This window comes from Kitasatospora fiedleri (assembly GCF_948472415.1).
Lineage (GTDB): Bacteria > Actinomycetota > Actinomycetes > Streptomycetales > Streptomycetaceae > Kitasatospora > Kitasatospora fiedleri.
This window is the reverse complement of sequence record NZ_OX419519.1, coordinates 55,076-80,746: the sequence shown is the minus strand read 5'-3', so window position 1 is coordinate 80,746 and position 25,671 is coordinate 55,076. Positions and strand designations below refer to the sequence as shown.

General features: G+C 74.8%; 16 protein-coding genes and 14 pseudogenes. 9 read left to right on the top strand and 21 right to left on the bottom strand.

Annotated features, from left to right (window positions below; translation table 11 throughout):
• Nucleotides 1-16 precede the first annotated feature (16 nt).
• The 5 genes and pseudogenes from QMQ26_RS00435 to QMQ26_RS00420 form a co-directional block, all read right to left on the bottom strand.
• Nucleotides 17-826 carry a tetratricopeptide repeat protein gene (locus QMQ26_RS00435; RefSeq protein WP_282204322.1) on the bottom strand — a complete coding sequence of 270 codons (810 nt, stop codon included), beginning with the start codon at nucleotides 824-826 and terminating at the stop codon, nucleotides 17-19.
• Nucleotides 748-1,050, bottom strand: a complete 303-nt coding sequence (locus tag QMQ26_RS00430) for a hypothetical protein (RefSeq protein WP_282204321.1) — start codon at nucleotides 1,048-1,050, stop codon at nucleotides 748-750. The genes QMQ26_RS00435 and QMQ26_RS00430 overlap by 79 nt, the downstream gene beginning before the upstream one ends.
• Nucleotides 1,051-1,112: 62 nt before the next feature.
• Entirely contained in the window at nucleotides 1,113-1,964 is an 852-nt protein-coding gene (locus QMQ26_RS00425; protein ID WP_282204320.1) for an NB-ARC domain-containing protein, read from the bottom strand.
• A 148-nt stretch (nucleotides 1,965-2,112) separates the two neighbouring features.
• Nucleotides 2,113-2,235 (bottom strand): annotated as a pseudogene (locus tag QMQ26_RS37715) (helix-turn-helix domain-containing protein); the annotation flags it as partial.
• 304 nt (nucleotides 2,236-2,539) lie between these two features.
• Nucleotides 2,540-3,739: a hypothetical protein gene (locus QMQ26_RS00420; RefSeq protein WP_282204319.1), complete on the bottom strand. Its 1,200-nt coding sequence runs from the start codon at nucleotides 3,737-3,739 to the stop codon at nucleotides 2,540-2,542.
• A gap of 146 nt (nucleotides 3,740-3,885) precedes the next feature.
• Here QMQ26_RS00420 and QMQ26_RS00415 point away from each other — a divergent pair, with 146 nt between their 5' ends.
• Nucleotides 3,886-4,386: a peptidylprolyl isomerase gene (locus QMQ26_RS00415; protein ID WP_100834482.1), complete on the top strand. Its 501-nt coding sequence runs from the start codon at nucleotides 3,886-3,888 to the stop codon at nucleotides 4,384-4,386.
• 93 nt (nucleotides 4,387-4,479) lie between these two features.
• Here QMQ26_RS00415 and QMQ26_RS00405 read toward each other — a convergent pair.
• The 5 genes and pseudogenes from QMQ26_RS00405 to QMQ26_RS00385 all read right to left on the bottom strand — a co-directional run bounded on the left by QMQ26_RS00405 (nucleotide 4,480) and on the right by QMQ26_RS00385 (nucleotide 10,142).
• Nucleotides 4,480-6,942 (bottom strand): annotated as a pseudogene (locus QMQ26_RS00405) (glycoside hydrolase family 3 C-terminal domain-containing protein).
• An 11-nt stretch (nucleotides 6,943-6,953) separates the two neighbouring features.
• Nucleotides 6,954-7,852, bottom strand: a pseudogene (locus tag QMQ26_RS37710) (carbohydrate ABC transporter permease).
• Nucleotides 7,849-8,809: pseudogene (locus QMQ26_RS00395) on the bottom strand (carbohydrate ABC transporter permease). The pseudogenes QMQ26_RS37710 and QMQ26_RS00395 overlap by 4 nt, the downstream one beginning before the upstream one ends.
• A gap of 104 nt (nucleotides 8,810-8,913) precedes the next feature.
• Nucleotides 8,914-9,144 carry a hypothetical protein gene (locus tag QMQ26_RS00390; protein WP_282204318.1) on the bottom strand — a complete coding sequence of 77 codons (231 nt, stop codon included), beginning with the start codon at nucleotides 9,142-9,144 and terminating at the stop codon, nucleotides 8,914-8,916.
• Nucleotides 9,054-10,142, bottom strand: a complete 1,089-nt coding sequence (locus tag QMQ26_RS00385; protein ID WP_282204317.1) for an ABC transporter substrate-binding protein — start codon at nucleotides 10,140-10,142, stop codon at nucleotides 9,054-9,056. The genes QMQ26_RS00390 and QMQ26_RS00385 overlap by 91 nt, the downstream gene beginning before the upstream one ends.
• A gap of 444 nt (nucleotides 10,143-10,586) precedes the next feature.
• On the opposite strand from QMQ26_RS00385, the pseudogene QMQ26_RS38590 reads away from it, so the two are divergent.
• Nucleotides 10,587-11,264 (top strand): annotated as a pseudogene (locus QMQ26_RS38590) (discoidin domain-containing protein); the annotation flags it as partial.
• An 839-nt stretch (nucleotides 11,265-12,103) separates the two neighbouring features.
• Here the strand turns inward: QMQ26_RS38590 and QMQ26_RS38585 are convergent.
• The gene (locus QMQ26_RS38585; RefSeq protein WP_282204316.1) at nucleotides 12,104-12,232 is read right to left on the bottom strand and encodes a hypothetical protein; all 129 of its coding nucleotides are present in this window, start codon (nucleotides 12,230-12,232) and stop codon (nucleotides 12,104-12,106) included.
• A 1,192-nt stretch (nucleotides 12,233-13,424) separates the two neighbouring features.
• On the opposite strand from QMQ26_RS38585, the gene QMQ26_RS38580 reads away from it, so the two are divergent.
• The 4 genes and pseudogenes from QMQ26_RS38580 to QMQ26_RS00360 all read left to right on the top strand — a co-directional run bounded on the left by QMQ26_RS38580 (nucleotide 13,425) and on the right by QMQ26_RS00360 (nucleotide 17,433).
• On the top strand, nucleotides 13,425-13,997 hold the full coding sequence (locus QMQ26_RS38580) for a discoidin domain-containing protein (RefSeq protein ID WP_282204315.1): 573 nt from the start codon (nucleotides 13,425-13,427) through the stop codon (nucleotides 13,995-13,997).
• A gap of 137 nt (nucleotides 13,998-14,134) precedes the next feature.
• A pseudogene (locus tag QMQ26_RS37700) lies at nucleotides 14,135-14,557 on the top strand (discoidin domain-containing protein); the annotation flags it as partial.
• A gap of 96 nt (nucleotides 14,558-14,653) precedes the next feature.
• Nucleotides 14,654-15,536, top strand: a pseudogene (locus QMQ26_RS00365) (DUF1996 domain-containing protein); the annotation flags it as partial.
• A gap of 847 nt (nucleotides 15,537-16,383) precedes the next feature.
• Nucleotides 16,384-17,433 (top strand): LacI family DNA-binding transcriptional regulator, encoded by a 1,050-nt coding sequence (locus QMQ26_RS00360; RefSeq protein ID WP_100834475.1) that lies wholly within the window; start codon nucleotides 16,384-16,386, stop codon nucleotides 17,431-17,433.
• Between the two features lie 19 nt (nucleotides 17,434-17,452).
• Here the strand turns inward: QMQ26_RS00360 and QMQ26_RS00355 are convergent, their stop codons facing one another.
• The gene (locus QMQ26_RS00355) at nucleotides 17,453-17,749 is read right to left on the bottom strand and encodes a hypothetical protein (RefSeq protein WP_282204314.1); all 297 of its coding nucleotides are present in this window, start codon (nucleotides 17,747-17,749) and stop codon (nucleotides 17,453-17,455) included.
• Between the two features lie 127 nt (nucleotides 17,750-17,876).
• Between QMQ26_RS00355 and QMQ26_RS00350 the strand changes: the two are divergent.
• Nucleotides 17,877-18,219, top strand: a pseudogene (locus QMQ26_RS00350) (hypothetical protein).
• 78 nt (nucleotides 18,220-18,297) lie between these two features.
• Here the strand turns inward: QMQ26_RS00350 and QMQ26_RS00345 are convergent.
• The 7 genes and pseudogenes from QMQ26_RS00345 to QMQ26_RS37695 form a co-directional block, all read right to left on the bottom strand.
• Nucleotides 18,298-18,441, bottom strand: a complete 144-nt coding sequence (locus QMQ26_RS00345) for a ferredoxin (RefSeq protein WP_282206696.1) — start codon at nucleotides 18,439-18,441, stop codon at nucleotides 18,298-18,300.
• A gap of 88 nt (nucleotides 18,442-18,529) precedes the next feature.
• Nucleotides 18,530-19,779, bottom strand: a pseudogene (locus tag QMQ26_RS00340) (cytochrome P450).
• Nucleotides 19,780-19,960: 181 nt separating this feature from the next.
• Nucleotides 19,961-20,380: a RidA family protein gene (locus tag QMQ26_RS00335; protein WP_282206695.1), complete on the bottom strand. Its 420-nt coding sequence runs from the start codon at nucleotides 20,378-20,380 to the stop codon at nucleotides 19,961-19,963.
• A gap of 273 nt (nucleotides 20,381-20,653) precedes the next feature.
• Nucleotides 20,654-20,881, bottom strand: a pseudogene (locus QMQ26_RS00330) (ATP-grasp domain-containing protein); the annotation flags it as partial.
• A gap of 82 nt (nucleotides 20,882-20,963) precedes the next feature.
• Nucleotides 20,964-21,469 (bottom strand): annotated as a pseudogene (locus QMQ26_RS00325) (GNAT family N-acetyltransferase).
• Between the two features lie 56 nt (nucleotides 21,470-21,525).
• Nucleotides 21,526-22,720, bottom strand: a pseudogene (locus tag QMQ26_RS00320) (DUF2252 domain-containing protein).
• Nucleotides 22,675-22,995: a hypothetical protein gene (locus tag QMQ26_RS37695; RefSeq protein WP_404814028.1), complete on the bottom strand. Its 321-nt coding sequence runs from the start codon at nucleotides 22,993-22,995 to the stop codon at nucleotides 22,675-22,677. The pseudogene QMQ26_RS00320 and the gene QMQ26_RS37695 overlap by 46 nt, the downstream one beginning before the upstream one ends.
• A 235-nt stretch (nucleotides 22,996-23,230) precedes the next feature.
• Here QMQ26_RS37695 and QMQ26_RS00315 point away from each other — a divergent pair.
• Together QMQ26_RS00315 and QMQ26_RS00310 are read left to right on the top strand one after the other, a co-directional pair.
• A pseudogene (locus QMQ26_RS00315) lies at nucleotides 23,231-23,631 on the top strand (pyridoxamine 5'-phosphate oxidase family protein).
• A 145-nt stretch (nucleotides 23,632-23,776) separates the two neighbouring features.
• On the top strand, nucleotides 23,777-24,904 hold the full coding sequence (locus QMQ26_RS00310) for a winged helix-turn-helix domain-containing protein (protein WP_282204313.1): 1,128 nt from the start codon (nucleotides 23,777-23,779) through the stop codon (nucleotides 24,902-24,904).
• 84 nt (nucleotides 24,905-24,988) lie between these two features.
• On the opposite strand, the gene QMQ26_RS00305 is transcribed toward QMQ26_RS00310, so the two are convergent.
• Complete coding sequence (locus QMQ26_RS00305) at nucleotides 24,989-25,249, bottom strand: methyltransferase domain-containing protein (RefSeq protein WP_282206718.1); 261 nt, start codon at nucleotides 25,247-25,249, stop codon at nucleotides 24,989-24,991.
• A gap of 134 nt (nucleotides 25,250-25,383) precedes the next feature.
• Nucleotides 25,384-25,668, bottom strand: a pseudogene (locus QMQ26_RS00300) (methyltransferase domain-containing protein); the annotation flags it as partial.
• Between the last annotated feature and the right edge of the window lie 3 nt (nucleotides 25,669-25,671).

Sequence of the window (25,671 nt, the reverse complement as noted above, 5' to 3'; positions counted from 1 at the left end):
TCCCCGGTCTCGGTCATCAGGTCGAGCGCCTCCTGCCACAGCGGCAGCGCGTCCGCGGCCGCTCCAGGGCGGCGAAGGCGTGGCCGAGCTGCTCCAGGGTGCGGCCCTGCGCCCACCGGTCGCCCGCGGCGCGGTGCAGCTCCAGGGCCCGGCGCAGGCAGCCGACGGCCCGCGGCAGCCGCCCCAGCGCCCGGTGCACGGTGCCCAGGTGGAGCAGCGCCAGGCCCTCGGTGCGGTGGTCGGTGCCGGTGGGGCGCAGCGAGAGCGCCTCCAGCAGCAGCCGCTCCGCGTCGGCGAGCCGGCCCAGCCGCAGCGAGGCGTCGCCCAGGTTGGTCAGGGTGACCCGCTCCGCCCAGCGGTGGCCGATCGTCCGGCCCAGCGGCAGGGCCGGCTCCAGCAGCTCCAGGGCCTCCGCGGCCCGGCCCTGGCGGAGCATCAGCTCCGCCAGGTGGTTGCGGGCCGCGCACTCGCTCTCCGGGTCGCTCCGGTCGACCGCGCAGCGCTCCAGCGCCCGCCGCAGGTGGATCTCCGCCTCCACCGGCCGCCCGGCGTGCACCTGGGCGGTGCCCAACAGGACCAGCGAGACCGTCAGCGCCCGCGGGTCGGGGCTGTCGGCCGCCGCCGCGACCGCGATCCGGGCCGCGTTCAGCCACTCCGCCCGGTGGTGACGCCGGTGGAAGAACGACCAGAGCGCGAACGGCAGCTGCCACGCCGCCGGCGGACGGCCGGCCAGCGCCGCGTACCGGATCACCGACAGCAGGTCCGCCAGGTGCGCCTCGCACCAGGCCACCGCGTCCGGGACGCCCCCGAAGACCGGCGGACGCACCCCCGGCAGCGGCGCCGCCCCGCCGGGCGGGCCCCCGGCTCCAGCAGCCGGCCCGCCGCGTCCGCGCCCTGCCGGTACCAGTCGTACAGCCGGTCCAGCGCCGCCGCCCGGTCCCGCGGCGGGTCCTGGCTCTCCGCCAGCTCCCGGCCGTACGCCTGGAGCAGCGAGTGGAAGCGGAACCGCTCCGGGGCCTCCAGCTCCAGCAGGTGGACGTCGGCCAGCACGTCCAGCAGCTCGCCCGCGTTGCCCGCCGTGGTGCCCAGCAGCGCGGCGGCGCTCTCCGCGGTCAGCGCCGCCCCCGGGTGCAGGGCCAGCAGGCGGAACGCCCGGCCGGCTCCGGGGCCAGCGCCCGGTACGACCAGGAGAACACCACCCGCAGCGCCGAGTCGCCGTCGGCCGCCGCGGCCAGCACGTGCAGCCGGGTGCGGTCCGAACGCAGCTCCTCGTTGACCCGGGTCAGCGTCAGGCCCGGCCGGGACAGCGCCCGCTCGGCCGCCACCAGCAGCGCCAGCGGCAGCCGCCCGCAGCGCCGCACCAGCTCGCGGGCCGCCGCCGGATCGGCGTCCACCCGCTCCGGGCCCAGCGTGCGGCGCAACAGCTCCACGGCCTGCTCCTCCGGCAGCGGGTCGAGCGTCACCCGCCGGGCCCCGTCCCGCACCACCAGGCCCGCCATCCTGGTCCGGCTGGTCACCAGCACCACGCAGCCCGGCGCCCCCGGCAGCAGCGGACGGACCTGGGCGGGCGCCGCCGCGTTGTCCAGCACCAGCAGCACCCGGCGCTCGGCCAGCAGGGTGCGCAGCAGCGCGCTGCGGTCGGCCACCCCGGGCGGGATCAGGCCGGTGTCGGTGCCCAGCGCCCGCAGGAAACCGTCCAGCACCTCGCCGGGCTCCCGGGGCGCGCCCGCGCTGCCGTGGCCCGCCAGGTCGCTGAACAGCACCCCGTCCGGGAAGCGGTCCCGGGCCCGGTGCGCCCACCGCACGGCCAGCGCGGTCTTCCCGATCCCGCCCATCCCGTCGATCACCCACACCCGGGGACCGCCCTCGCCCCACCGGGCCCGGGCCGAGGACAGCGCCCCGTCCAGCTCGGCGAGCGCGGCCTCGCGCCCCGCGAAGACGCCCGGCGCGGGCGGCAGCTGCACCGGGACGGCCGGGGCGGCGGGCGGCGGGCCCGGCGGCGACGGTGTTGCCAGGGCCGGCAACACCGGTGCCGGGGGCGTCCGGCGGGCCGAGCCGGTCGGGGTCGACGCCCAGCGCCCGGGCGCAGGCCGCGGCCAGCGCCGCGTTGCCGGGCCGCCGGCCGGTCTCCACCCGGCTCAGGTAGCTCTTGCTGTAACTGGTGGCCCGGGCCAGCTCCGCGAGGGAGATCCCGCGCTCCTCCCGCAACCCCCGCAGCCGCTCGCCGAACGTCACCGGCCCCGGCCCCCCACTTCCTGATGTGCTGTCACTGCCCGGCGGCGCGCGGAGCCCGGAGGTGTTGACACCCGGCGCTGGCAACAGGCAACACCTTGTCGCCGCCCCGCACGAACCCGAAGGATGAGGACGGTGCCCGGCTCCGCAGACACGCCGTCGCGCCACCCTATCCGCCGCCGGGGAAGCGACGGACAGGCCGCCCACCGGAACCGACCAGGCCAGCGGAGTGCGATGCCCCGAGACCGACCCCACCGAACGCCCCACCGCGGGCCCCGACCGACCGGCGCCCCGCGCCGCCGAACGCTCAGCCCCGGCGGCGGAACACCCGCGGGCCCTCGTGCCCGGCCACCGGCCACAGCCGGACCCGCAGCCGTTCCGCCCCGCCCCGCCCCGCCGCCGACGCGGTACGGGAGGCGCGGACCCGGACCGGGCCGGGCGGGAGGTCGAAGAACTCCGCGTCGGGCAGGTGCCCGGTGGGCGAGAGCACGGCGACCCGGCCCGAGGGGGCCTCGATCGTCGCCTCCACCACCTGCTCGAACGCCCCGTGGTCCACCGCGGGCTCCGCCGCGAAGACCTCCACCGTCACCTCGACGTCCCCCTCGCCCGCCGTGCCGACGCCCAGCCCCCGCCGGGCCGGGGCCAGGCCGTCCGCCCGGGCCCGCGCCGTCCACGCGCCGAGCAGGTCCTCGTCCGAGTCCCCGTCGCGCACGTGCAGTTGGGAGGAGTCCGCGAACAGCTCCAGCTCCGCCGTCGCCAGCAGCCCGTCCAGCCCCCGGCCCCGGTGCGGGCCCGGCAGGTAGCCCTCCGGCGGGGACGGCAGCGCGGCCAGGCACTGCCGGGAGCAGGCGTTCACCAGCAGCGGCAGCACGTCCCGCCCCGAGGTGCGCAGCGAGATCCACGCCTGGTGCAGCCCGGCGGCCCCCGCCACCGGACCGTCGCACACCGAGCACGCCCCGACCGACTCCGCCCCCCACACCCCCGGGTCCAGCGCCCGCGGGTCCGCCCGCGCCGACGGCTCGGCCAGCACCGGGAACGGCGGCCGCGTCCTCGGGTTCCCGAACACCGCCCGGGTGCTGACCGTGCTGCGCCGCAGCAACGGCAGCCGCGCCAGCTCGTACGGGAACCAGTGCAGCCGGTACGAGGTGTACGGGGTGAACTCCTCCAGCGCCCGCATCCCGCCGATCTCCGGCGGGAGGCGCACCAGGTTCGACCGGTACAGGTGCAGGTGGCGCACCTCCGTCAGCCGTCCGATGCCCGCCGGCAGCGTCACCACCTGGCGGCGCTGCTCGTCCGTCAGCTCCTTCAGCGGCGCGAACTCCTCCCGCCCGTCCGCCACCGCCTCCTCCACCAGCTCCAGCAACCGCAGCCAGCCCGGCGCCGAGACGTCCTGCCGCTCCCCGTGGAACCGCGCCCGCCGCGCCCGCACGCAGTCGCAGGAGTCGACCGGGCCGACCCGCTCGGTGAAGCGGTTCTCGAACAGCCGGGGCGCGGGTGCGTCGTCCATCCGCCCAGCCTAGGCACCCTGCGCGGGCGACCCGCCGTCCGGGGCCGGGGGCGGGGCCGGGGTGGCGGGGCCGGGGGGCGGGGCCGGGCTGCGACAATGGGGGTGACGATCTTCGTCCCCACCAGCAGACAGACAGTGAGGTTGCCTTGTCCAAGGTCAAGTTGAGCACCAACCACGGCGACGTCGTGATCCGGCTGGACGCCGAGAAGGCCCCGGCCACGGTCGCGAACTTCCTGCAGTACGTGCAGGACGGGTTCTACGACGGCACCGTCTTCCACCGGGTCATCGACGGCTTCATGGTGCAGGGCGGCGGCATGGAGCCGGGCCTGCGCCGCAAGGAGACCCGGGCGCCGATCCAGAACGAGGCCGACAACGGGCTGAAGAACACCCGCTACACGGTGGCGATGGCCCGCACCGCGGACCCGCACTCGGCCACCGCGCAGTTCTTCGTCAACGTCGCGGACAACGCCTTCCTCGACCACACCGCCAAGAACGGCCCGGGCTGGGGCTACACGGTGTTCGGCGAGGTCGTCGAGGGGCAGGACGTGGTGGACGCGATCAAGTCGGTGCCCACCACCTCCAAGGGCGGCCACGCGGACGTCCCGAAGGAGGACGTGGTGCTGGTCAGCGCCGAGGTCGTCGAGTAGCGGGGGCCGGAAGGCGTACTGCCCCGACCCCGGGGGAGCGGGTCGGGGCAGGGCTCGCGGGACGCGCGGGGCGGGCCGGTCAGGGCCCGACGGTCAGGGCTCGACGGTCAGGGCCGCCGTCAGCGGGAGTTCCCCGCAGTGCGGGCCGACCCGCAGGACGAAGGTGCCCGGCTCGGTCCGCCAGCCGGGCCCGTCCGCCGACCAGTGCTCCAACGCCCTTGCCGGAAGCGTCAGTTCGACGTCGACCTGCTCGCCCGGGCCCGCCTCGGCGGCGGTGAAGGCGGCCAGCCAGCGCACCGGCCGGTCCACCGCCGAGCCCGGCCGGGACAGGTACAGCTGCACCGTCTCCCGGGAGCGGCGCGGCCCCTCGTTGCGCAGCGTCACCCGCACCGTGCGCGAGCCGTCCGCCGCCGGGGCCGAGGGCGCGCCGAGCGCGAGGTAGCGCCACTCGCCCCAGCCCAGGCCGTGCCCGAACCAGTACGCGGGGGCGCGCCCGGCGCGCAGCCAGCCGCGGTGGCCCAGGTGCAGGCCCTCCGCGTAGTCGAGCCGCCCGTCGGTCGGGGCGGTCGCGTAGACCGGGCAGTCCTCGGCGGCGTCCGGCCAGGTGGTGGGCAGCCGCCCGCCCGGCTCGGCCCGGCCCAGCAGCACCTCGGCCAGCGCGTCGCCGCCCTCCTGGCCCGGGAACCAGCAGGTCAGCACCGCGCCGACCCGCTCGCGCCAGGGCAGCAGCACCGGGCTGCCGGTGTTCACCACGACCACCGTGCGCGGGTTGGCGGCGGCCACCGCCGCCACCAGCTCGTCCTGGCGGCCCGGCAGCCGCAGCGAGGAGCGGTCGAAGCCCTCGCTCTCGTGCTCGTCCGTGGTGCCGACCACCACCACCGCGACGTCCGCCGCCGCGGCCAGCTCCACCGCGTGCGCGAACTCCCGCTCCAGCTCCGCCTCCGGCGGGTCGGCGGCCAGCACCAGCACCCGCCCGTGCGCGGACTCCACCGTCCGCCGGGCCAGCAGCGCCACCGGCCGGCCGGCCGCCAGCTCCAGCTCCACCTGCCGGAACGAGGGCGTCACGTGCAGGTACGTCGGATCGTCCGAGAGCGGCTCGACGTACTCCGCCAGCAGCTCCTTCCCGTCCGCCTCCAGCCGCAGCGCGCCCAGGCCCACCACGCCCAGCCGCCAGCGGCCCGGGGTCGGCGCGGTGAACCGGGTCGCCACCTCGATGGTGCGCACCGGCGTCAGGTCGACCTCCGCCGAGGGCTCCAGCACCCGCCCCGTCGACCGGGACTCGGCGTGCACCAGCGAGCCGTCGGCGGCCAGGTAGCGCACCAGCACCCCCGGCCCCGAACCGTCCGGGAGCACGCAGTCGGCCGCCGTCAGCGGCGTCGGGCGCAGGCCGGTGCGCACCCCCGGCGCGTGGGTGACCGCCACGGCCGGGCCGAGCGCCGCCCGCAGCCCGTCCAGCGGCGAGACCGGCGCGGCCGGGAACACCGAGGCGCTGCCGCCGCCCTGCACCCGGGCGGTCGCCGCGTTCGGGCCCAGCACCGCGACCCGGCGCAGCGCCGGGGCGTCCAGCGGCAGCAGCCGGTCCGGGTTGTGCAGCAGCACGGTGCCCGCCACGGCCGCCGCCCGCAGCGCGCCCCGGGTCGCCGGGTCCGCCGGCACCGGCGCCGGGCCGCCCGCCGCCGGCGGGTCGAACGCGCCGACCCGGCCCGCCAGCCGCAGCAGCCGCTCCACCTTGTCGTCCAGCACCGCCGCCGGGACCCGCCCGGCCCGCACCGCCGCCGCCAGCGCCGGACCCCAGGCCGGGTTCGGCCCGGGCATCGCCAGGTCGCAGCCCCCCGCACCCGGACCGTCCGCCTCGTGCACCGCCCCCCAGTCGGAGACCACCAGCCCGTCGAAGCCCCACTCGCCCTTCAACGGCTCGGCCAGCAGCGGGTGTTCGACCATCGACGTGCCGTTGACCCGGTTGTACGCCGACATCACCGCCCACACCCGGCCCGCACCGCCGCCTCGAACGGCGCCAGGTACACCTCGCGCAGGGTGCGCCCGTCCACCCGGGCGTCCACCGTCAGCCGCTCGGTCTCCGAGTCGTTCGCCACGTAGTGCTTCGCGGTCGCCGCGACCCCGCCGCCCTGCACGCCCGCGATGTACGCCGCCCCGATCCGGGCGGTCAGCAGCGGGTCCTCCGAGAAGCACTCGAAGTTGCGCCCGCCGAGCGGCGAGCGGTGCAGGTTCAGCGTCGGCGCCAGCACCACGTGCACGCCCTTGCGCCGGGCCTCGGCCGCCAGCAGCCCGCCCATCCGGGCGACCAGTTCCTCGTCCCAGGACGCCGCCAGCGCGGTCGCGCACGGCAGCAGCAGCGCGGTGTCCGCCTCGTCCCAGCGCTCGCCGCGCACCCCGACCGGCCCGTCGAGCAGACGATCGGTGCATCCCGACGGCCGGCTCCCCGCTGGTCCGGAAGGTGTCCCCGCCGGAGACCAGCCGGGCCTTGCGCTCCAGGTCGAGCACGTGGTGCGCCGGGGGCGCCGACTGGGCCGCGGGCGAAGTGAGGTGAGGTGGCATGGAGAGCTGGGTCATCCTTTCGTGGCTCCTTGCATGATGCCGTCGATGATCTGGCGGCCCATCAGGAGGAATGCGACCAGGACGGGCGCGCTGGCGACCAGGGCGCCGGTGAGGACCAGCGAGTAGTCCTTGATGTAGCCGCTGGCCAGCTCGGAGAGGGTGAGCTGGACGGTGGGGTTCTGCTGGGTCATGACGACCTTGGGCCAGTAGAAGTCGTTCCAGGCGGCCATGAAGGTGAGCATGCCCAGGACGCTCATCGCGGGGCGGGCGGCGGGCAGCACGACGTGCCAGACCAGGCCGCGGGTGGTGCAGCCGTCCATCCGGCCGGCGTCCAGGAGTTCGTCGGGCACGGCGCCGATCAGGTACTGGCGCATGAAGAACAGGCCGAAGGCGTTGGCGGCGGCCGGCACGATCAGGGCCTGGAGGTGGTCGGCCCAGTGGAACCAGTTGGCCATCATGATGTAGAGCGGGATGATGCGAGCTGGGTGGGGACCATCATGGTGGCGACCACCGAGGCGAGCAGCGGGCCCCGGCCGGGGAAGCGCAGCTTGGCGAAGGCGAAGCCGCCCAGGGTGCTGGTGAGGACCACGCTGACGGTGACGGTGCCGGCCACGACCAGCGAGTTGACCATGGCCAGGCGCAGGTCGGTCTGGGCGAACACCTGGGTGAGGTTGTGCCAGAGCCGGCCGCCGGGCAGCAGCACCGGGGGCATCCGGTGGATCTCGGTGTTGGTGCGGGAGGCCGCGACCAGCGTCCAGTACAGCGGGAAGAGCGAGAGCAGGACGGCGACGCCGAGGACGACGTAGACGCCGCGCCCGGCGGTCAGCTGCCGGTTGCTCCGCTGTCGGCGGCGCCGGGGCGCCGGGGAGGCCGGGACCGGGGGACCGGGGGCCGGGGCGGTGGTGGTCATTCGGCACCTCGCATCCGGCGCGCGGCCAGGAAGTTGACGGCGGCCACCAGCACGATCAGCAGGAACATCGCCCAGGAGATGGCCGCGCCGTAGCCGTACTTGAAGCGGCCCCAGAACTGGTTGTAGGAGTACAGCGCCAGGGTCTGGAACTGGTGCTGGGAGCCGCCGGTGGTCGGGTCCTGCTGCTGGCTGAACAGCATCGGCTCGCCGAAGAGCTGGAGCGCGCCGATGGTGGAGACGATGACGGTGAACAGGATCGTCGGCCGCAGCATCGGGACGGTGATGGAGCGGAACTGCCGCCAGCGGCTCGCCCCGTCCAGCGCCGCCGCCTCGTACAGCTCGAACGGGACGGACTGCATCGCGGCCAGGTAGAGCAGCGCGTTGTAGCCCGTCCAGCGCCAGGTGACGATCGAGGCGATGGCCGTCCAGGAGGAGAGGGTGCCGGCCTGCCAGTCGACGTGGTCGACGCCGAACAGCGAGAGGAACCAGTTGATCATGCCGAAGTCGCGGCCGAACAGCTGGACGAAGATCAGCGTGACGGCGGCCACCGAGGTGACGTTCGGCAGCAGGACGCCCAGCCGCAGCAGGGTGCGCCCGCGCATCCGGTAGTTCAGCAGGTGGGCCAGGCCGAGCGCGAGCAGCAGCTGCGGGACGGTGGCCAGCGCCGATGCCCAGGGTGTTCTTGACCGCGTTCCAGAAGAACGGGTCGTCCAGCAGCTTGCGGTAGTTCTCGAACCCGACCCAGTCGCCCGAGCTGCCGGGGCGGTCGGCGCGCCAGCCGGTGAACGAGACGTAGCCGGTGTACAGCATCGGGAACAGGCCGAAGACGCCGAAGACCAGGAAGAACGGGGAGAGGTACAGGTAGGGCGAGACGGTGCGGTCCAGCCGGTGCCAGCGGTGGCCGGCGGCGCGGGCGGGGGCGCGGGCGCCGGGCGCGGCGGCGGTCGATGCGGCCAAGGGGAGCTCCCAGGGGCAGAAGCGGGGGCGGGGGAGAAGGGGTGATCGCGGTGCCGGTGCGGCGTCAGGTCCGCACCGGCACCGCGGCTACGGGGGAGCGGCCGTCAGTTGACGATGTTGTCGACGTCCGCGAGGGCCTTCTTCCAGGCGCCCTCCGGGTCGGCCTGGCCCTGCTCGACCGAGGTGAGCGCGTTGCCCAGGGCGGTGCCGATCTCCGCGCCGTGCGCGCCGAGCGGCTGCGGGTTCAGGTCCCGAGCCGACTGGGAGAAGATCTTGCCGGTGGGCGCGTTGTTGAACAGCGGTCGGTGTGCTCGGCGATGTCGGGCTGGGTCCACAGCGCCTGGTCGGAGGGGAAGTAGCCCTTCTCCTTGAAGAGCCGGGCCTCCTGCTCGGGCGCGGTCAGCCACTTGGCCAGCTCGGCGGCGGCCTTGGTGTGCTTGCCGGACTTCGGCACCGACAGGTACGAGCCGCCCCAGTTGCCGCCGCCGCCGGGAATCCGGGCCAGGTCCCAGGTGCCGCCGTCGGTGGGCGGGTTGGCCTTGAACTCGTAGCTCATCCAGGCCGGGCAGGCGACGGTGGCGAACTGGCTCTTCTGGAAGCCGGTGTCCCAGGCGGGGGTGAACGCCTGGATGCCCGCCGACTCGCCGTCCTTGATCGCGCCGGCCACCAGGTCGAAGGACTGCTTGACGGCCGGGTTGGAGGTCACCACGACCTTGCCCTCGGCGTCGTAGACGCCCTGCGGGGCCTGGGCCAGGATCGCGCTGAACAGGTTGCCGCCGCTGTCGAACCAGCGGGCGTCCTTGTTCGGGCTGTTGGCCAGGAACTGCTTGCCCGCGGCCAGGTAGGACGGCCAGTCCTTCATCAGCGCCGCGACCTGCTCGCGGTCGGTGGGCAGCCCGGCGGCCTTGAACAGGTCGCTGCGGTAGCACAGCGCCATGCCGCCCATGTCGGTGCCCAGGCCGAACAGCACCTTCCCGTCCGGGCTGGAGGCGGGCGCGGTCTTGGACGGCACCCACTGGTCCTTGCTGACGCCGTTGTCCAGGAAGTTGAGGAACTTCCCGGCCTCCGGCTGGAAGCCGGCCACCTGCCCGATCTCGATCGCCTCGACGTCGGCGGTGCCGGAACCGGCCATCAGGTGGGCGTGCAGGTTCTGGTGGTGCGCGCCCATGTCGGCGCGGTTCTCCTTGATGGTGATGTTCGGGTGGGCCTGCTCGTACTCCTTGTACAGGTCCGCGTAGCCGAAGTCGGAGAACAGGTTCACCGTGAGGGTGATCTTGGCGTTGGGGTCCTCGTCCGCCGACGAGCCGCCGCCGCTGCTGGAGCAGGAGGTCACGGCGGTCAGGGCCAGGACCAGCAGCGCCGAGCCGGCGAGCAGGCGGCGGCTTCTGGGGCGGTGCGGGGCAGGGAAACGGGCATGGAACGGCTCCTCGCGGGGGATGGCTGAGTAAGCCCCGGGACGCTCGGGTGGGAGAGCGCTCTCCCGGGGTGGCAACCGGAGCTTGGCCGCTCCACCCGGTCCCGTCAAGGGGTCCGGACGTAGAACATCACTGGCGGGCTAGGGGTTTGGCAGAGTTTCGCCAGCGAACCAATGGTCGCCGCCCTTGACACGGATGAAACAACGGGGCAACCATCACTGGCGTAGTGAGAGAGCGCTCTCCCTGATCCGGGCACCGGCCCTCGACGGTGCCGCCCCCACGATCGGGAGCCCCCATGCCCGCCCGCCCCCCGCGCACCCCGGCCACCGGGCCGGTCCGCACCGCACCCCCGACCGCGCACCCTGGCGGCCGCCCTGGCGCCGCCGCTGGTCGCGGCCTGCTGGTCCTGCTGCTGCCCGCCACCCGCGCCCAGGCCGCGCCGCGTCCTGCTCTCGCAGGGCAAGACCGCCACCGCCTCCAGCACCGAGAACTACGGCACCCCCGTTCCAACGCCGTCGACGGCAACACCGGAACCCGCTGGTCCTCGGCGAATTCCGACCCGCAGTGGCTCCAGGTCGACCTCGGCGCGCCCGCCGCCCTCAGCTCCGTCACCCTCCAGTGGGAGGCGGCGTACGCGAAGGGCTACCAGATCCAGCTGTCCACCGACGGCGCCACCTGGACCACCGCGTACACCACCGCCAACGGCGCCGGCGGCACCGAGACCGTCCCGGTCACCGGCACCGCCCGCTACGTCCGGCTGTACGGCACCGTCCGGGCCACCGGCTACGGGCTACTCGCTCTGGGAGTTCCAGGTCTACGGCGCCGACGGCGGCGGCAACCAGGGCTGCGGCACCGCCAACGCCGCCCAGGGCAGGACCGCCACCTGCCTCCAGCACCGAGAACTACGGCACCCCGCGTCCAACGCCGTCGACGGCGACGCGAACACCCGCTGGTCCTCGGCGAATTCCGACCCGCAGTGGCTCCAGGTCGACCTCGGCTCCGCGCAGAACGTCTGCGGCACCGCGGTGAAGTGGGAGAGCCGCCTACGCCAAGGCGTACCGCATCCAGCTGTCCACCGACGGCACCACCTGGACCGACGCCTACACCACCGCCAACGGCGCCGGCGGCACCGAGACCAGAACGTCTCCGGCACCGCCCGCTACGTCCGGCTGTACGGCACCGCCCGGGCCACCGGCTACGGCTACTCCGTCTGGGAGTTCCAGGTCTTCAGCCGCCGGCGGCGGCTCCACCGGCACGCCCAGCAACCCGCCGACCAGCAACGCCGCCGACCAGCCCGCCGCCGACCGGCACCACCCCGCCCGGCAACTGGACCAACCGTGTTCAGCGACGACTTCGCGGGCGGCAGCGGCGGCGCCCCCTCCGCGCCAACTGGACGGTGCGCACCGGCACCTCCGAGCCCGGCGGCGCCGCCAAGTGGGGCACCGGCGAGGTCCAGACCGACACCGCCAACCCCGCCAACGTCTCGCTCGACGGCAACCACCACCTCAACCTGACCGCCGTGCGCGACGGCGCGGGCAACTGGACCTCCGGCCGGGTGGAGAGCAGACTTCGCCGCCCCCGCCGGCGGACAGCTGCTGATTCTCCGCGCAGATCAAGCAGCCCGGCGTCGCCGACGCCACCGGCTACTGGCCGTCCTTCCGCGCCATCGGCGCCAACGACCGCAGCGGCGGCTGGCCCGCCACCGGCGAGACCGACATCCTCGAGGACGTCAACGCCGCAGCCAGACCTCCGCCACCCTGCACTGCGGCACCGCCCCCGGCGGCAACTGCAACGAGTACAACGGCATGACCAGCGGACTCGCCTCCTGCCCGGCTGCCAGAGCGACTAACCAACCTACAGCCAGGTCATCGACCGCACGTCAGCGACGAGCAGATCCGCTGGTACTCGACGGCAAGCAGATCTGGCAGGTCAACGAGTCCCAGGTCGGCACCACCGACTGGAAGAACGCCGTCGACCACGGCTTCAAGCTGGTCTTCAACCTCGCCATCGGCGGCTCCTTCCCGGACAGCGTCTGCGGCTGCACCACACCCGGGCGCCACCCCCACCTCCGCGGCGCGCTCTCCATCGGCGCCGTCACCGTCGCCACCACCACCGGCACCGCCCCCGCCCCGCTCGCCGACCCGCCCGCGGCCAGCAAGAGCACGTCAAGGTCACCGGCGGCCAGGGCAACTGGGCGCTCAGCGTCAACGGCCAGCCCTACCAGCTCAAGGGCGTCACTGGGGCGGCCCAAGTCCACCGCCGACGCGCACATGCGCGACCTCAAGGCGCTGGGCGTCAACACCGTCCGCACCTGGGGCACCGACGCCAGCAGCAAGCCGCTGCTGGACGCCGCCGCCGGCGTACGGCCTCAAGGTGGTCAACGGCTTCTGGCTCAACCAGGGCGCCGACTACGTCAACGACACCGCCTACAAGAACAGCACCCTCGACTCCATCAAGCAGTGGGTGACCACCTACAAGGACCACCCCGGCACCCTGATGTGGGACGTGGCAACGAGGTCATCCTCACCACCCAGGACCACGCCTACAACGGCGCCACGGTGGAGCAGGAACGGGTCGCCTACGCCAAGTTCGTCGAGCAGGTCACCCAGGCCATCCACGCCATCGACCCCCGACCACCCGGTCACCTCCACCCGACGCCTACACCGGCGCCTGGACGTACTACAAGCAGTACGCCCCCAGCCTCGACCTGCTGGCCGTCAACTCCTACGGCGCGGTCTGCAACGTCAAGCAGGACTGGATCAACGGCGGCTACACCAAGCCGTACATCGTCACCGAGACCGGCGACGCCGGCGAGTGGAGGTCCCCAACGACGCCAACGGCGTCCCGACCCAGCCCACCGACACCCAGAAGCGCGACGGCTACACCAGCGCCTGGAACTGCATCGCCGGCCACCCACGCGTCGCGCTCGGCGCCACCATCTTCAACTACGGCACCGAGAACGACTTCGCGGGCACCTGGTTCAACCTGATCCCCGGCGGCTGGAAGCAGCCCGCGTACTACTCCGTCGCCAAGTCCTACGGCGGCAGCGCCAAGAGCGGCAACACCCCGCCGGTGATGAACAGCGTCACCCTCAGCCGGACCGCAGACGTCCCGGCCGGCGGCACCTTCACGCTCAGCTCGCCGCCACCGACCCCGACGGCGACCTGGTCCGCTACCAGCTGTACTACAGCTCCAAGTACGTGGACGGCGGCACCGGCTTCAGCCAGGTCCGCTTCACCCAGACCGGCGACGGCCAGTTCACCGTCACCGCGCCCAAGACGCTCGGCGTCTGGAAGGTCTACGTCTACGCCTACGACGGCCACGGCAACGTCGGCATCGAGTCGAAGTCCTTCCGCACCGTCGCCCCCACCCCGAGCGGCACCAACGTCGCCAAGGGCAAGGCCACCACCGCCTCCACCTACCAGGCCGTCGGCAACGGCGCCCCCTACCCGCCGTCCAACGCCACCGACGGCAACTGGTCCACCCGGTGGGCCAGCGAGTGGGCCGACCCGCAGTGGATCCAGGTCGACCTGGGCCAGAGCACCTCGTTCAAGCACGTGCAGCTCGGCTGGGAGTCCGCCTACGGCAAGGCGTACCAGGTGCAGACCTCCAACGACGGCACCAACTGGACCACGGTGTACACCCAGGCCAACGGCACCGGCGGCATCGACGACTTCGACGTCAACGGCAGCGGGCGCTACGTCCGGGTGAACATCACCCAGCGCGGCACCGCCTACGGCGACTCGCTGTACGAGTTCGGCGTCTACGCCTGAACCGGCACCGGCGAGGAGGGGCGTCCGGCCCGTGCCACCGGACCGGACACCCCCTCGATGAGCCCCCGGTGCCGCGCGGCAGGGAGCGCCGCGCGGCACCGGGTCCCCCCACCCACCGTTCCTCATCCGGAGGTCCGATGAACACCGCACGTCCCGCGGCGCGCCCCACCGCACCGCCCTCGCCGGGACCGTCGCCGCGATCCTCGCGGCCGGCGCCCTCACCGGCGGCGTCCTCACCCAGTCGGCCGCCGGCGGCGTCCGACCCGCTGATCAGCCAGTCCAAGCCGGTCACCGCCTCGTCCGTGGAGAGCGCCAGCTTCCCCGCCGCGGCCGTCGCCGACAACAACCTCGCCACCCGCTGGGCCAGCGCCTGGACCGACTCCCAGTGGGTCCAGATCGACCTCGGCGGCACCGCCACCATCAGCCACGTCGAACTGGACTGGGAGGCCGCGTACGCCAGCGGCTACCAGGTGCAGACCAGCAGCGACGCCACCAGCTGGAACACCGTCTACACCAAGGCGAACGGCACCGGCGGCACCGAGCAGATCGACCTCAACGCCGGCGGACGCTACATCCGGCTCAACCTCACCAAGCGCGGCACCCAGTACGGGTACTCGCTGGAGGAGTTCAAGGTCTACGGGCAGGTCACCACGCCCGGCAACGGCTACGTCCTGGCCAACCCCCAGGTCACCGGCGCCACCCCGGCCACCGGGAACCCGCCGCACGCCTACTTCCACGAGTTCCAGGCGAACTGCACCGCCAACCACGACCTGCCGGACGACCCGATCGTCTTCCCCGGCCAGTCCGGTGCCTCGCACATGCACACCTTCATGGGCAACACCACACCACAACGCCAACTCCACGCTCGCCTCGCTGCAGGCCGGCGGCACCACCTGCATCGCCCCCGGCGACAAGTCCGGCTACTGGATGCCCACCATGTACGACGGGAACACCCCCGTCGACCCGGTCGGCCTCCAGACCATCTACTACAAGAGCGCGATCAACGACTACACCGCCGTCCGGCCGTTCCCGCCCGGCCTGCGGCGGTTCCTGGTCGCCAGCCCCAACGACAGCGCCACCGACTTCACCACCCACCCCGGGTACGTGGCCGGCTGGGAGTGCGGCACCAGCTACCACACCTCCGACCTGCCCACCAGCTGCCCCGGCGGCGGCGCGCTCAACATCCGCTTCCAGGCGCCCAGTTGCTGGAACGGCCTGTACCTCGACACGCCCGACCACAAGAGCCACATGGCCTACCCGATCGACGGGGTCTGCCCCGCCGACCACCCGGTCGCGCTGCCGATGATCGAGTTCAAGATGGCCTTCCCGGCCAACCTGAACAACCTCGCCCAGCTCCACCTCTCCAGCGGACGGGGCTTCTCCTTCCACTACGACTTCTTCAACGCCTGGGACGCGCCGACCCTGGCCGCACTGGTCAACCACTGCATCGTCGGCGGTCTCCAGTGCAACGCCCGCGGGTACGACGAGAACCAGCCCGGTAAGGGCGCCGCGCTCAACGAGCAGTACCTTCTGCCGTAGCACCGAGCCGTAGCCCGAACGCGCGACACCGGCCCCGCCGCCACGGACCCCCACGTCCGGCGCGGGGCCGGCCCGCGCACCACCCCCACGGAGGACCACCGATGAGGCTTCGCCGCACCGCAGCGCTGCTCCTGCTGCTCACCGCCGTCGGCTGTGGAAGCGCCACCAGCCCCGGCGCCGACGCCGCGCCCCCCGCCACGGGCGCGCCCGCGAGCCCGTCCGCCGGGGCCGCCGCGGGAGCCTCCGCCGGGGCCGCCGCGTCCGACCGGCCCTCCGACGCCACCTCGATGATCTGCAACCCGTACTTCCGGCAGGAACTCGCCGGCGCCCTCGGCACCGACATCGACCGGCCGCTCGCCCCAGCTGGGAGAAGCGCGTCTACAGCTGCGAGTACCACTACCCCGCCGGCAGCATCACGCTCTCGGTCAAGGAACTCCCCGACCCCGCCACCGCGCTCGCCCAGTACGACGGGCTGCGCGGCAGCGCCGGGGCCGTCACCGACCTCAACGGCCTCGGCGAGGCCGCCTACAAGCGCGCCGACGGCACCACCGTGGTCCGCAAGGACAGCTTCGTGCTCACCGTCGACGTCGCCAAGCTGCCCGAGACCTTCGGCACGCCCCGCGCAGCCGGGCCGACGTCGCCGTGATGACCGCCACCACCGTCATGATCTGCTGGAAGGAGCACAGTTCGTGACCGGACGCGGACGCCCGCTGCCGACCGGACGCGACCGGGGACCGCCCCCGGCCGCGGGCCGCAGCGCGCGCCGGAGCACCCGGCGGGCCGGGGCGCCGATCACGCTTCGGAAGGTGTTGGGAGAGCGCTCTCCGAGCGTGCTATAAAGGGCCTCATGAGCAGCGAAGCCCTCAAGCGCGCCACCACCCTGGAGGACGTGGCGCGGGTCGCGGGCGTCTCCCGTGCCACCGTCTCCCGCGTCATCAACGGCGTCCGCAACGTCGACCCCGCCATCCAGGAAGCCGTCCGCCAGGCCATCGCCCGCACCGGCTACGTCCCCAACAGCGCCGCCCGCTCCCTGGTGACCCGGCGCACCGGCGCCCTCGCCCTGGTGATCTCCGGCAGCGACGCCCCCGAGACCCCCGACCACCACGTCGGCGGCGAGATCTTCTCCGACCCGTTCTTCGGACGCGTCGTCAGCGGCGTCTTCACCGGCCTGCGCCCGCTCGACCTGCACCCCGTCCTGATGCTCGCCGACAGCGGCGAGGCCCGCGACAAGGCGCTCACCTACCTCCGGCAGGGCAACGCCGACGGCGCGATGGTGGTCTCCACCCACAGCCGCGACCCGCTGCCCGCCCAACTGCTCGCCGCCGGCATCCCCACCGTCCTGTTCGGCCGCCCCCCGACGCCGCTCTCGCTCTCCTGCGTCGACCTCGACAACCGCGAGGGCGGCCGGATCGCCGCCGACCACCTCACCGCCCGCGGCCGCCGCCGGGTCGCCGCCATCTCCGGCCCGCTCGGCGTCCGCGCCGCCCGCGACCGGCTGTCCGGCTTCCGGGAGGCGATGGCCGACCACGGCATCCACCAACTCCCGCACGTCGAAGGCGACTTCACCCGCGAGGACGGCGAGCGCGCGATGACCTCGCTGCTGCGCCGCTACCCCGACCTGGACGGCGTCTTCGCCGCCAACGACCTGATGGCCCAGGGCGCGCTGGCCGTCCTGGCCGAGCAGCGCCGCCGCGTCCCCGAGGACATCGCGGTGATCGGCTTCGACGACTCCTCCGCCGCGACGGCCGGCCGCCCCCACCTGACCACCGTGCGCCAGCCGGTCGAGGAGATGGCCGCCGAGATGACCCGCGTCCTGCTCGACCACCTGGCCCGACCCGGCCGCGCCGCCACCACCGTCCTGTTCGAACCGACCCTGATCGAGCGCCAGTCCGCCTGAACGGGGGACCGGCGCGCGGTCAGCCGCCGTCCTGCGCGATCCTGATCATCTGGAAGACGATGAAGGCGACCGCCCCGGCACTCAGCACCATCAGCAGCGGGCCCATCCGGCGGTTGTTGCCGAGCACCAGGAACGCGCGCGCGTCCTGGCCGTTGCGGGCCATCTCCTCGACGACAGCGCGGTTGCGGGCGGTGTAGTAGGTGGCGACGCCGCGGAAGTCCGTGAACAGGGCGAGGCCGAAGAGGAAGAACCCGAGCGGGAACAGGGCCAGGATGACGAAGATCAGCACGGCGGTGAGGATGGCAGCGGGGGACACCTGCCGTCCAGGGGGTTTGACCAAGGTTTTGCCCGGGCGGCCGGGCGGTTCCGGGCCGGGCCGTTCCGGGTCGGGCCGCTCCGGGCCCGGGCGGGAAATCGGTTGATCGGCTGATGACGGTTTCCGTATGACAAGCACACTCCGGCTGGAAGCGGTCACCGCCGCCAACCTCGACACCGCGCTCGCCCTCAAGGTCCGGCCGGAGCAGGAGCACCCGGTGGCGCCGGTGGTGGCGTCGCCGGCCGAGGCGTACGTCCACCCCGGGGTGGCCTGGCCGCGGCTGCGGGCGCTTCGCGGTCGAGGCGGTGGCCGCCGAGATCCGCGAACGCGGCGGCACCCGGCTCACCACCACCTGGCACGTCGGCGAGGACGGCCCCGAGCGCTTCTCCCTGAGGCTGGGCTTCCGCCCCACCGGGGAGACCAGCGGGTCGGCGAACTGGCACTCGGACCGCGCCCGGAAAGGACGCTGAGGGCCGCCGTCCGGCCCCGGGCATCGCGTCGGCCCCGCGCGCCGCGCCGACCGGCGGTGCGCAGGGGCCGGCGGCGGGTCACCAGGCGGGGGCGACCAGGTCTCCGGTGGTGGCGTCGCGGACGGTGATGGCCTCGACCGGGCACATCTCGGCGGCCTCGGTGAGCTGCTCGGAGCCCGCGGTGGACGGCCGGACCGGGGTGGCCCGGCCGTCGGGGGCCAGGGCGAGTTCGTCGGGGGCGGTGCGGGCGCACAGGCCGCTGCCGATGCAGCGGACCGGTCGACCGTCACGACCAGCTGCGGGGCGTCGCTCACCAGGCCACCTCCAGGCGCAGCGGGCTGCGGGTGAGCAGGCCGGTGCGCCACTCGATCCGGTCGACCGGGGTGGCCAGGCGCAGCTCGGGCAGGGCGCGGGCGAGGTGGTGCAGGCCCAGTTCGAGCTCCATCCGGGCCAGCCAGGCGCCCAGGCAGTGGTGCGGGCCGGCGCCGAAGGTCAGCGACGGGGTGCCGAGCGGGGCGAACAGGTCGAGCGGGCCCGACGGGTAGACCTCCGGGTCGGCGTTGGCGGCCGTGGTGTCGGCGGCGATGATCGCGCCCGCCGGGATGGTCACGCCGCCGATCTCCAGGTCGGCCGTCGCCCGGCGGAGCGCGCCCGGCGCGTTGGTGCGGTCGCCGAGCGGGACGGTGCGCAGGATCTGCTCGGTCGCGGCGACCGCCGCCGCCGGGTCGGTGCCGATCCGCCGCCAGGCCCCGGCGTGCTCCGGCTGCTCGGCCCGCTCGGGGTCGAGCAGGTAGACCAGGGCGTTGCCGAAACTGGTCATGGTGGTCTCGTGCCCGGCGATCACCAGCCCGATGGTGAGCGAGGTGATCTGCCGCTCGGTCATGCCGCCGGTCCGGTCGGCGGCCAGCACCAGCGAGCTGACCAGGTCCTCGCCCGGGTTCGCGCGCCGCTCCTGCACCAGTTGCTGCCCGAACGCGCCGAACTCCTCGATCGCGGCCCGGATCTCCTCGGCGCTGTACGCCGTGGTGGACAGCGCGTGGTCGCTCCAGTAGCCGAGCCGCTCGGTGTCCAGCCCCTCCAGCTCCATCAGCCGGCTGATCACCCGCACCGGCAGCGGTTTGGTGAGCGCCCCGATCACCTCGACCGGCGACCCGAGGCGACCAGGCCGTCCACCAGCTCCCGCACCACCCCGTCCACCCAGGGCCGCCAGCGCTCGATCGCCCGCGGCGTGAACGCGCGCTGCACGGTGCGGCGGATCGCCTGGTGATCGGGCCCGTCGCTGTTCAGGATCGAGGACGGGTCGTCCAGGATGTTCGGCGTCAGGGTGGTCGGCGGCGCGTCCGGCGCGTACAGCGTGGCCCGGCCCAGGTCCGGGTGGGCGAGGGCCTGCCGGACGTCCGCGTGCCGGGTCAGCACCCACACCGGCGTCCCGGTCGGCAGCGCGGCCAGCCGGGGCGGGCCGGCCTCGGCCCGCAGCAGGCAGTGCAGCGGCACCAGCGGCGGCGTGCCGGGGGCTCCGGTGGTGGCGGCGGTCGCGTCGGTGGTCGCGTCGGTGGTCATCCGTCCTCCTGCAAGGCACCTGCACGGGCCGAGGACGCCGCCGGGCGGCGGCCCCTCGTCCCCCGACCGTATGCGGCCGACCCCGCCCGCGAGTAGAACGCAAATCAGCCACCGCCGGACCCGTGGCTCTGCCAACTGGCGTTCGATCGGCGGATGTTGGTGCGAGTCGGGAGCCGGTCGCTCAGTCGGCGGCGGCTCGGTCGGCGACGACGGCCAGGGCCTCGATCTCGATCAGCACCTCCGGCCGGAACAGCGCCGCGACCTGGACGGCCGAACTCGCCGGGGGCCGCGCGGTGTCGACGTACTCGTCCCGGACCTCGCGGATCGCGGGCAGGTACGCCACGTCGGTGACGAACACGGTGAACTTCACGACGTCCGGGAAGCCCGCCCCGGCCGCCGCCAGGCAGCGCCGCAGGTTCTCGAACACCTGCCGGGCCTGCGCCGCCGGATCGCCTGGGCCGACCAGGTCGCCCCGCTCGTCGAACGCGACCTGCCCGGAGACCTGGACCAGCCGGCCCGTCCCGGTGACCACCTGGGTGTAGCCCGTGCCGGGGGCGACGCCCGGCGGCTCGGTGATGTGGGTGAGGTGAGAAGTGCTCATGGCGGTCATCCTCACCCACCCCCGCCCCGGGCGCACCGCAGTTTCCCCGCCCACGGCCGCCGCGCGCCCGATCGGACGGCCAAGTGGCCCACCGGGTGGGGGAGTCCGGTTCAGGGCGGGGAAGTGTCGGCCGACCACCTCGGGCAGCGGGCGCAGGAACGGGCGGTCGGCGGCCGGGAGTCCGGCGAGCGGACCGGCGGCGCGCAGCACCACGTTCAGCACGGCGTCCGGGTCGCAGGCGTAACCGCCGCTCGCCCAGGCGGCGTTGGCCTCGGCCACGGCCCAGCCGCGTTCGGTGCGGCCGAGGTCGACCACGGCGGCGTTCGGCAGCGCGGCGGGGCCGGTGGCCGCGGCCGGCACGCCGGCGGCGAAGGCCGGCAGCTCCGGGGCGTCCGACTCCGCTGCGGCGAACGAGAGTTCACCGCCCAGGGCGTAGCGGGACGCGGCGCGCACCGCGCCGTCCAGCACGGACAGGCGGAACTCGTCCTCGAACCGCAGCACTTCGCCGACCGGCACCGGCGGGCCGCCGTCCAGCAGTTCGGGCCCGGGAATCCGGCGGGCCGGGAGCGGCCGGGCGGGGGCGTCAGAGGTCGCGGCGCATCACCAGGCGCGGCCACCGGTCCAGGCCGTGGGCCGCCTCGCGGGCCCGGACCTCGCGCAGGCCCGGCCCGAGCGCGTCCGGCGGCACCGGGTGGAAACCGCAGCGGGCGTAGTACGGGGCGTTCCACGGCACCTCGGCGAAGGTGGTGAGGGTCAGCGCCGGGAGCCCCTCGGCGGCGGCCAGCGCGGCCAGGTGCTCCAGCAGGTCGCGCCCGATGCCGCGGCGGGCGTGCGCGGGTGCACCGAGACCTGCTCGACGTGCAGCGCGCCGTCGATCCGCTCGGCGATCAGGTAGCCGACCGGGCGGTCGGCGCCGTCCACCGCGACCAGGGCCGGGCCCGCGTCCAGGAACGCCGTCAACTCTTCGACCGAGAGCGGCTCGTCGTCCGCGATCACGTCCATGCCGACCTCGCGGAAGCAGCGTCCGGCCGCCCGCTCGATCTCCTGGAGCAGCGGCAGTTCCTCGGCCCGGGCCTCACGTATGCGCATGCCCCATTGTGCGCACACGTGGGACCGCCGTGATCGCCGCCACCCCGGCGGCCGGTTCACGCGCCCGGCGCGGGCTCCGCGGCGAGGCGGCCGGAGCGGATCGCGGCGAGCAGGGCCGCGTGGTCGGCCTCCGACCGGTCGGCGTAGGCGACCGCGAACCGGGCGACGGCGTCGTCCAGGCGGTCGTCCTTGCCGCAGTAACCGGCGATCAGCGCGGCGTCCGCGGTGTGGGCGTGGGCGCGGCCAGCAGGGCGCCGGTGAGGCGGCCGTAGTCGTCGAGCTGGGCGGGCGACAGCGCGGCCGGGTCGACACTGCCCTTGCGGTTGCGGAACTGCCGTACCTGGTAGGGGAGTCCGGCGACACTGGTCCAGCCCATCAGCGGATCGGACACCACCTGCATCCGCTTCTGCCCGAGCACCACCCGCCGCCCCTCGTGCCCGCCCTCCGGCGGCACCGGGAACCCGGCCCGCACCAGGTGCGGCAGCAGCACCGACGCCCGGGCCTCCTTCACCTGCAGCACCAGCGGCCCGCCCGGCGGTCGGTGAGCAGCACCACGTACGAGCGGGTGCCGACACTGCCGGTGCCCACCACCCGGAACGCCACGTCCTGCACCCGGAACCGGGCCAGCAGCGGGTGCAGCTCCGCCGGAACGGTGTGCCGGTAGGACGCCAACGACTCCGCCACCAGCTCGGCCTGACGATCCGTCACCTCGCTGAGGATCGGCGGCGCCGCGACGAACCGCCAACCCTCCTCCCCGGTACGGACGGTGGAGCGCGCCGCGAACTTCGCCCCGGTGTTGCGCAGCGCCTTCGCCGAGACCGCCGCCAGCAGCTCGCTCAACTCGTGCGCACCCGCGAACTCCACCAACTGGTGGTCCGCGATGGCGTCCCAGGCGTTCCAGGCGTCCAGCGCCGGGAGCTTCGCCAACCGACGCACCGTCCGCCGGTAGGTCGCCGCCGCGTCGAACGCCGCCTGCCGGCAGGCGGACTCGTCCGCCCCGGCCTGCCGGCCCGCCAGCACCAGGCTGGCCGCCAGCCGCTTGAGGTCCCACTCCCACGGGCCGGAGACCGTCTCGTCGAAGTCGTTCAGGTCCAGCGCCAGCCGGCCCCGGGCGTCCCCGTACAGGCCGAAGTTGGCGGCGTGCGCGTCCCCGCACAGCTGCGCGGCCACACCGCTGACCGGCGTGGTCGCCAGGTCGTGCGCCATCAGGCCCGCCGAACCGCGCAGGAACGCGAACGGCGACGCCGCCATCCGGCCCACCCGCAGCGGTACCAGGTGCGCCAGCCGTCCCGCGTTCGCCGACTCCACGCCGCGACCACCTCCGGCCGGGACGCCGACAGCACCAGCCGCGCGTGCGACTCCAGCGGCACCCGCTCGCGCAGCAGCTTGCCGCGCCGCTTCGGACCCTCCCCGCGTGCGACCGCGTCCGGCTCCAGCAGCACCGCCGACGGGCGGGCCGGCACCGCTGAGGCGTCCCCCGCGAAGCCCTCCACCGCGAACTCCCGCGAGCGCGACGGCAGTTCCACCACCGCGACGGCCCCCGCACCCGCCGGGCCCCCGAACCGGTCCGCCACCCCCGGGACCCCCGGAGCCTCCGAAACCGCCGGTTCCTCCGCCCACGCCTCCACCGCCGACACCCGCACTCCCCTCCGACCGCGGCGGGGACCGCCCCCACCAGCGGTGACGCTACCCGGCCCGGCCGGTCCGGACGCGGGCGGGTCCGTCCGCCCGGCCCGGCGGGGCCGCCCGTAGCATGCCGACATGGCACACGACATCCACCACCTCGACCCGGCCTACCTCGACTTCTGGCGCGAACGCCACCTGTGCACCCTCACCACGCTGCGCCCCGACGGCACCCCGCACGTCGTCCCGGTCGGCGCGACCTTCGACCCGGAGACCGGCACCGCCCGGGTGATCAGCAGCGGGGACAGCCGCAAGGTCCGCAACGTGCTCGCCGCCGGCGAGGCCGGGCAGCGGGTCGCGCTCTGCCAGGTCGACCGGGCCCGCTGGGCCACCCTGGAAGGCCGGGCCGTGATCCGGCAGGACGCCGCTTCCGTCGCCGACGCCGAACGCCGCTACACCGAGCGCTACCGCCAGCCCCGGGAGAACCCGAGCGGGTGGTGATCGAGATCGCCGTCGACCGCGCCCTGGGCCGGGCCTGACGGGTCGCGGGGCCTGGCGGTCCTGGTAGTCCTGGCGGGCTTGAGGGGCCGCCGGGTCGCGGGGCCGCCGGATTGCCGGGGGCGAGAGGCGGCCGGTCGCGCTGACTCTCTTGCGGCAACAGGTCCGTGATGCACAGCTTGCGGCATGACAGACGCCTCGGTGCCGCTGCCCGGCACCCCTCGTGAAGTCCTGTCCGGCCTCGGTGAGTTGACCCGCCGGGTGCGGGCGGTCCAGCGCGACGCGTGGATTCCGCTGCTGCTGTTCGGCCTGCTCACCACGGGTGGAATCCTGGTCGACCGGCTCACCTTCCGGCGCGGGACCGCCCCCTGCCCCGGCGGCCCGGCCGCCCCCGGCGAGCTCTGCGCCGCGATGCGACAGGGCTCGCCCCTCTACTGGACGGTCGGCCTGCTGGCCGCCTACGCCGCCACCGCCTGGTGGCACCTGCACCGCTCCCGCCGCCGCGGCGTCGGCACCCCCGTCCGCCCGTACGTGCCGGCCGGGCTGGTCGCCGTCGTCGCGCCGACCGCCACCACCTGGTGGGGCGCCTCCCAGCCCGGGCCGGGCGCCGACCTGGAGCTCTGGGGCCGGCACCTGGCCGCGAACGCGCGCGGCACCCTGCTGCTCCAGCAGTTCCTCGGTGGGGCCGCCGCGATCGCGTGCCGCTGCTGGTGCCGGCCCGGATCGAACGCAGCCGCGCCCTGCTGCTGTTCGCCCTCGGCTACCTGCTGCTCGAACTCGCCCCCGTCACCTCCGGCTGGTGGGGCCTGGCCGCCGGCCCTGGTCCGGCGCGTCCCGGCTGGCGCTCCCCGCGCTCTACCTGCTCGCCGGGGCGCTCCTGTTCGGCCTCGCCACCCGCCGCGCCCGCCCGCAGGCCGACGCGTGAGCCCGGCCGGAACCCGTCCCGGAGCCGGTGCCGGAGCCGGTGCCGGGGCCGACGCGGGATCGGGGGAGGCCGCCGACCAGCATCCCGCCAAGGCCCTCGACGACACCGTCCACCAGCGGATTCGCCTCGGCATCCTCACCGTCGCCCACCAGGCCCGGCGCGCCGAGTTCGGCTTCCTGCGCACCACCCTCGACCTGACGGCCGGAAACCTCGGCCAGCACCTCACCGTGCCGGAGAAGGCCGGGCTGGTGGCCATCGAGAAGGGCTACGAGGGCCGCCGCCCCCGGACCTGGGTCACCCTCACCCCCGAGGGCGAACGGGCCCTGCGCGAGGAGGTCGCCCAACTCAAGCGCCTGATCCGGGAGATCGAGGCCGCGGGCGGGAGCTGAGCCCCCGCCGGAGCGGCCCGCCGGAGCCCCCCCGCCGGAGCGGCTCTTCGCGGCCGTGGCCCGGGCCCGGGTGGGCCCTCGGCCTCAGGCCCGGGCGGTGACCACGTGGAAGGTGACGGCGGCCAGGAAGGTGCCGGTGGCGAGGTGGGTGAGCCAGCGGTCGGCGTCGTCGGGGGAGAAGTAGCCGGCGGCCACGGCGCGGCGGGTGACGCGTTGCAGGCCCAGGACGCGGTCGGCGGTGGAGACCTCGCGGAAGACCGGGGTGAGCGGGCGGACGTCCACCACGTCGAGGCCGGAGTCGGCGGCCAGGCGCGGGAGTTGGCTGCCGATCCGGGCGTTGCGCACCGCTGGTCGGTGACGTACCGGGTGTAGGCGGCGGTCAGCGCGGGGTCCGGGTGGTCGACGGTCAGGGTGCCCCAGTCCGGCTCGCCCAGCACCAGCAGGCCGCCCGGCCGCAGCACCCGGCGGGCCTCGCGCAGGGCCAGGCCCGGGTCGGCGACGTGCTGGAGCACCCGGTCGGTCCGGGCCCGGTCGCAGCTCGCGTCCGCCAGCGGGAGTTCGTGCAGGTCGCCGAGCCGGACGCCGACCTGGAGCAGGTGGGCGGTCCGCTCGGCGGCGGTGTCCACGGCCGCCAGGTCGTGGTCCACGCCCAGGACGGTGCCCTCCGGCCCGGCGGCCTCGGCCAGCGCGGACAGGTCGGTGCCCGGGCCGCACCCGAGGTCGACCACCGTCTGCCCGCGCTCCACCGCCAGCGCCGCCAGCATCAC

What these genes read in the sequence shown, in the direction of transcription:
- QMQ26_RS00420 (WP_282204319.1), bottom strand. Translation starts at nt 3,739, where the DNA reads ATGGACGACGCACCCGCGCCCCGGCTGTTCGAGAACCGCTTCACCGAG.
- QMQ26_RS38585 (WP_282204316.1), bottom strand. Translation starts at nt 12,232, where the DNA reads ATGGCGAGGTTGAAGACCAGCTTGAAGCCGTGGTCGACGGCGTTCTTC.
- QMQ26_RS00360 (WP_100834475.1), top strand. Translation starts at nt 16,384, where the DNA reads ATGAGCAGCGAAGCCCTCAAGCGCGCCACCACCCTGGAGGACGTGGCG.
- QMQ26_RS00335 (WP_282206695.1), bottom strand. Translation starts at nt 20,380, where the DNA reads ATGAGCACTTCTCACCTCACCCACATCACCGAGCCGCCGGGCGTCGCC.
- QMQ26_RS00310 (WP_282204313.1), top strand. Translation starts at nt 23,777, where the DNA reads ATGACAGACGCCTCGGTGCCGCTGCCCGGCACCCCTCGTGAAGTCCTG.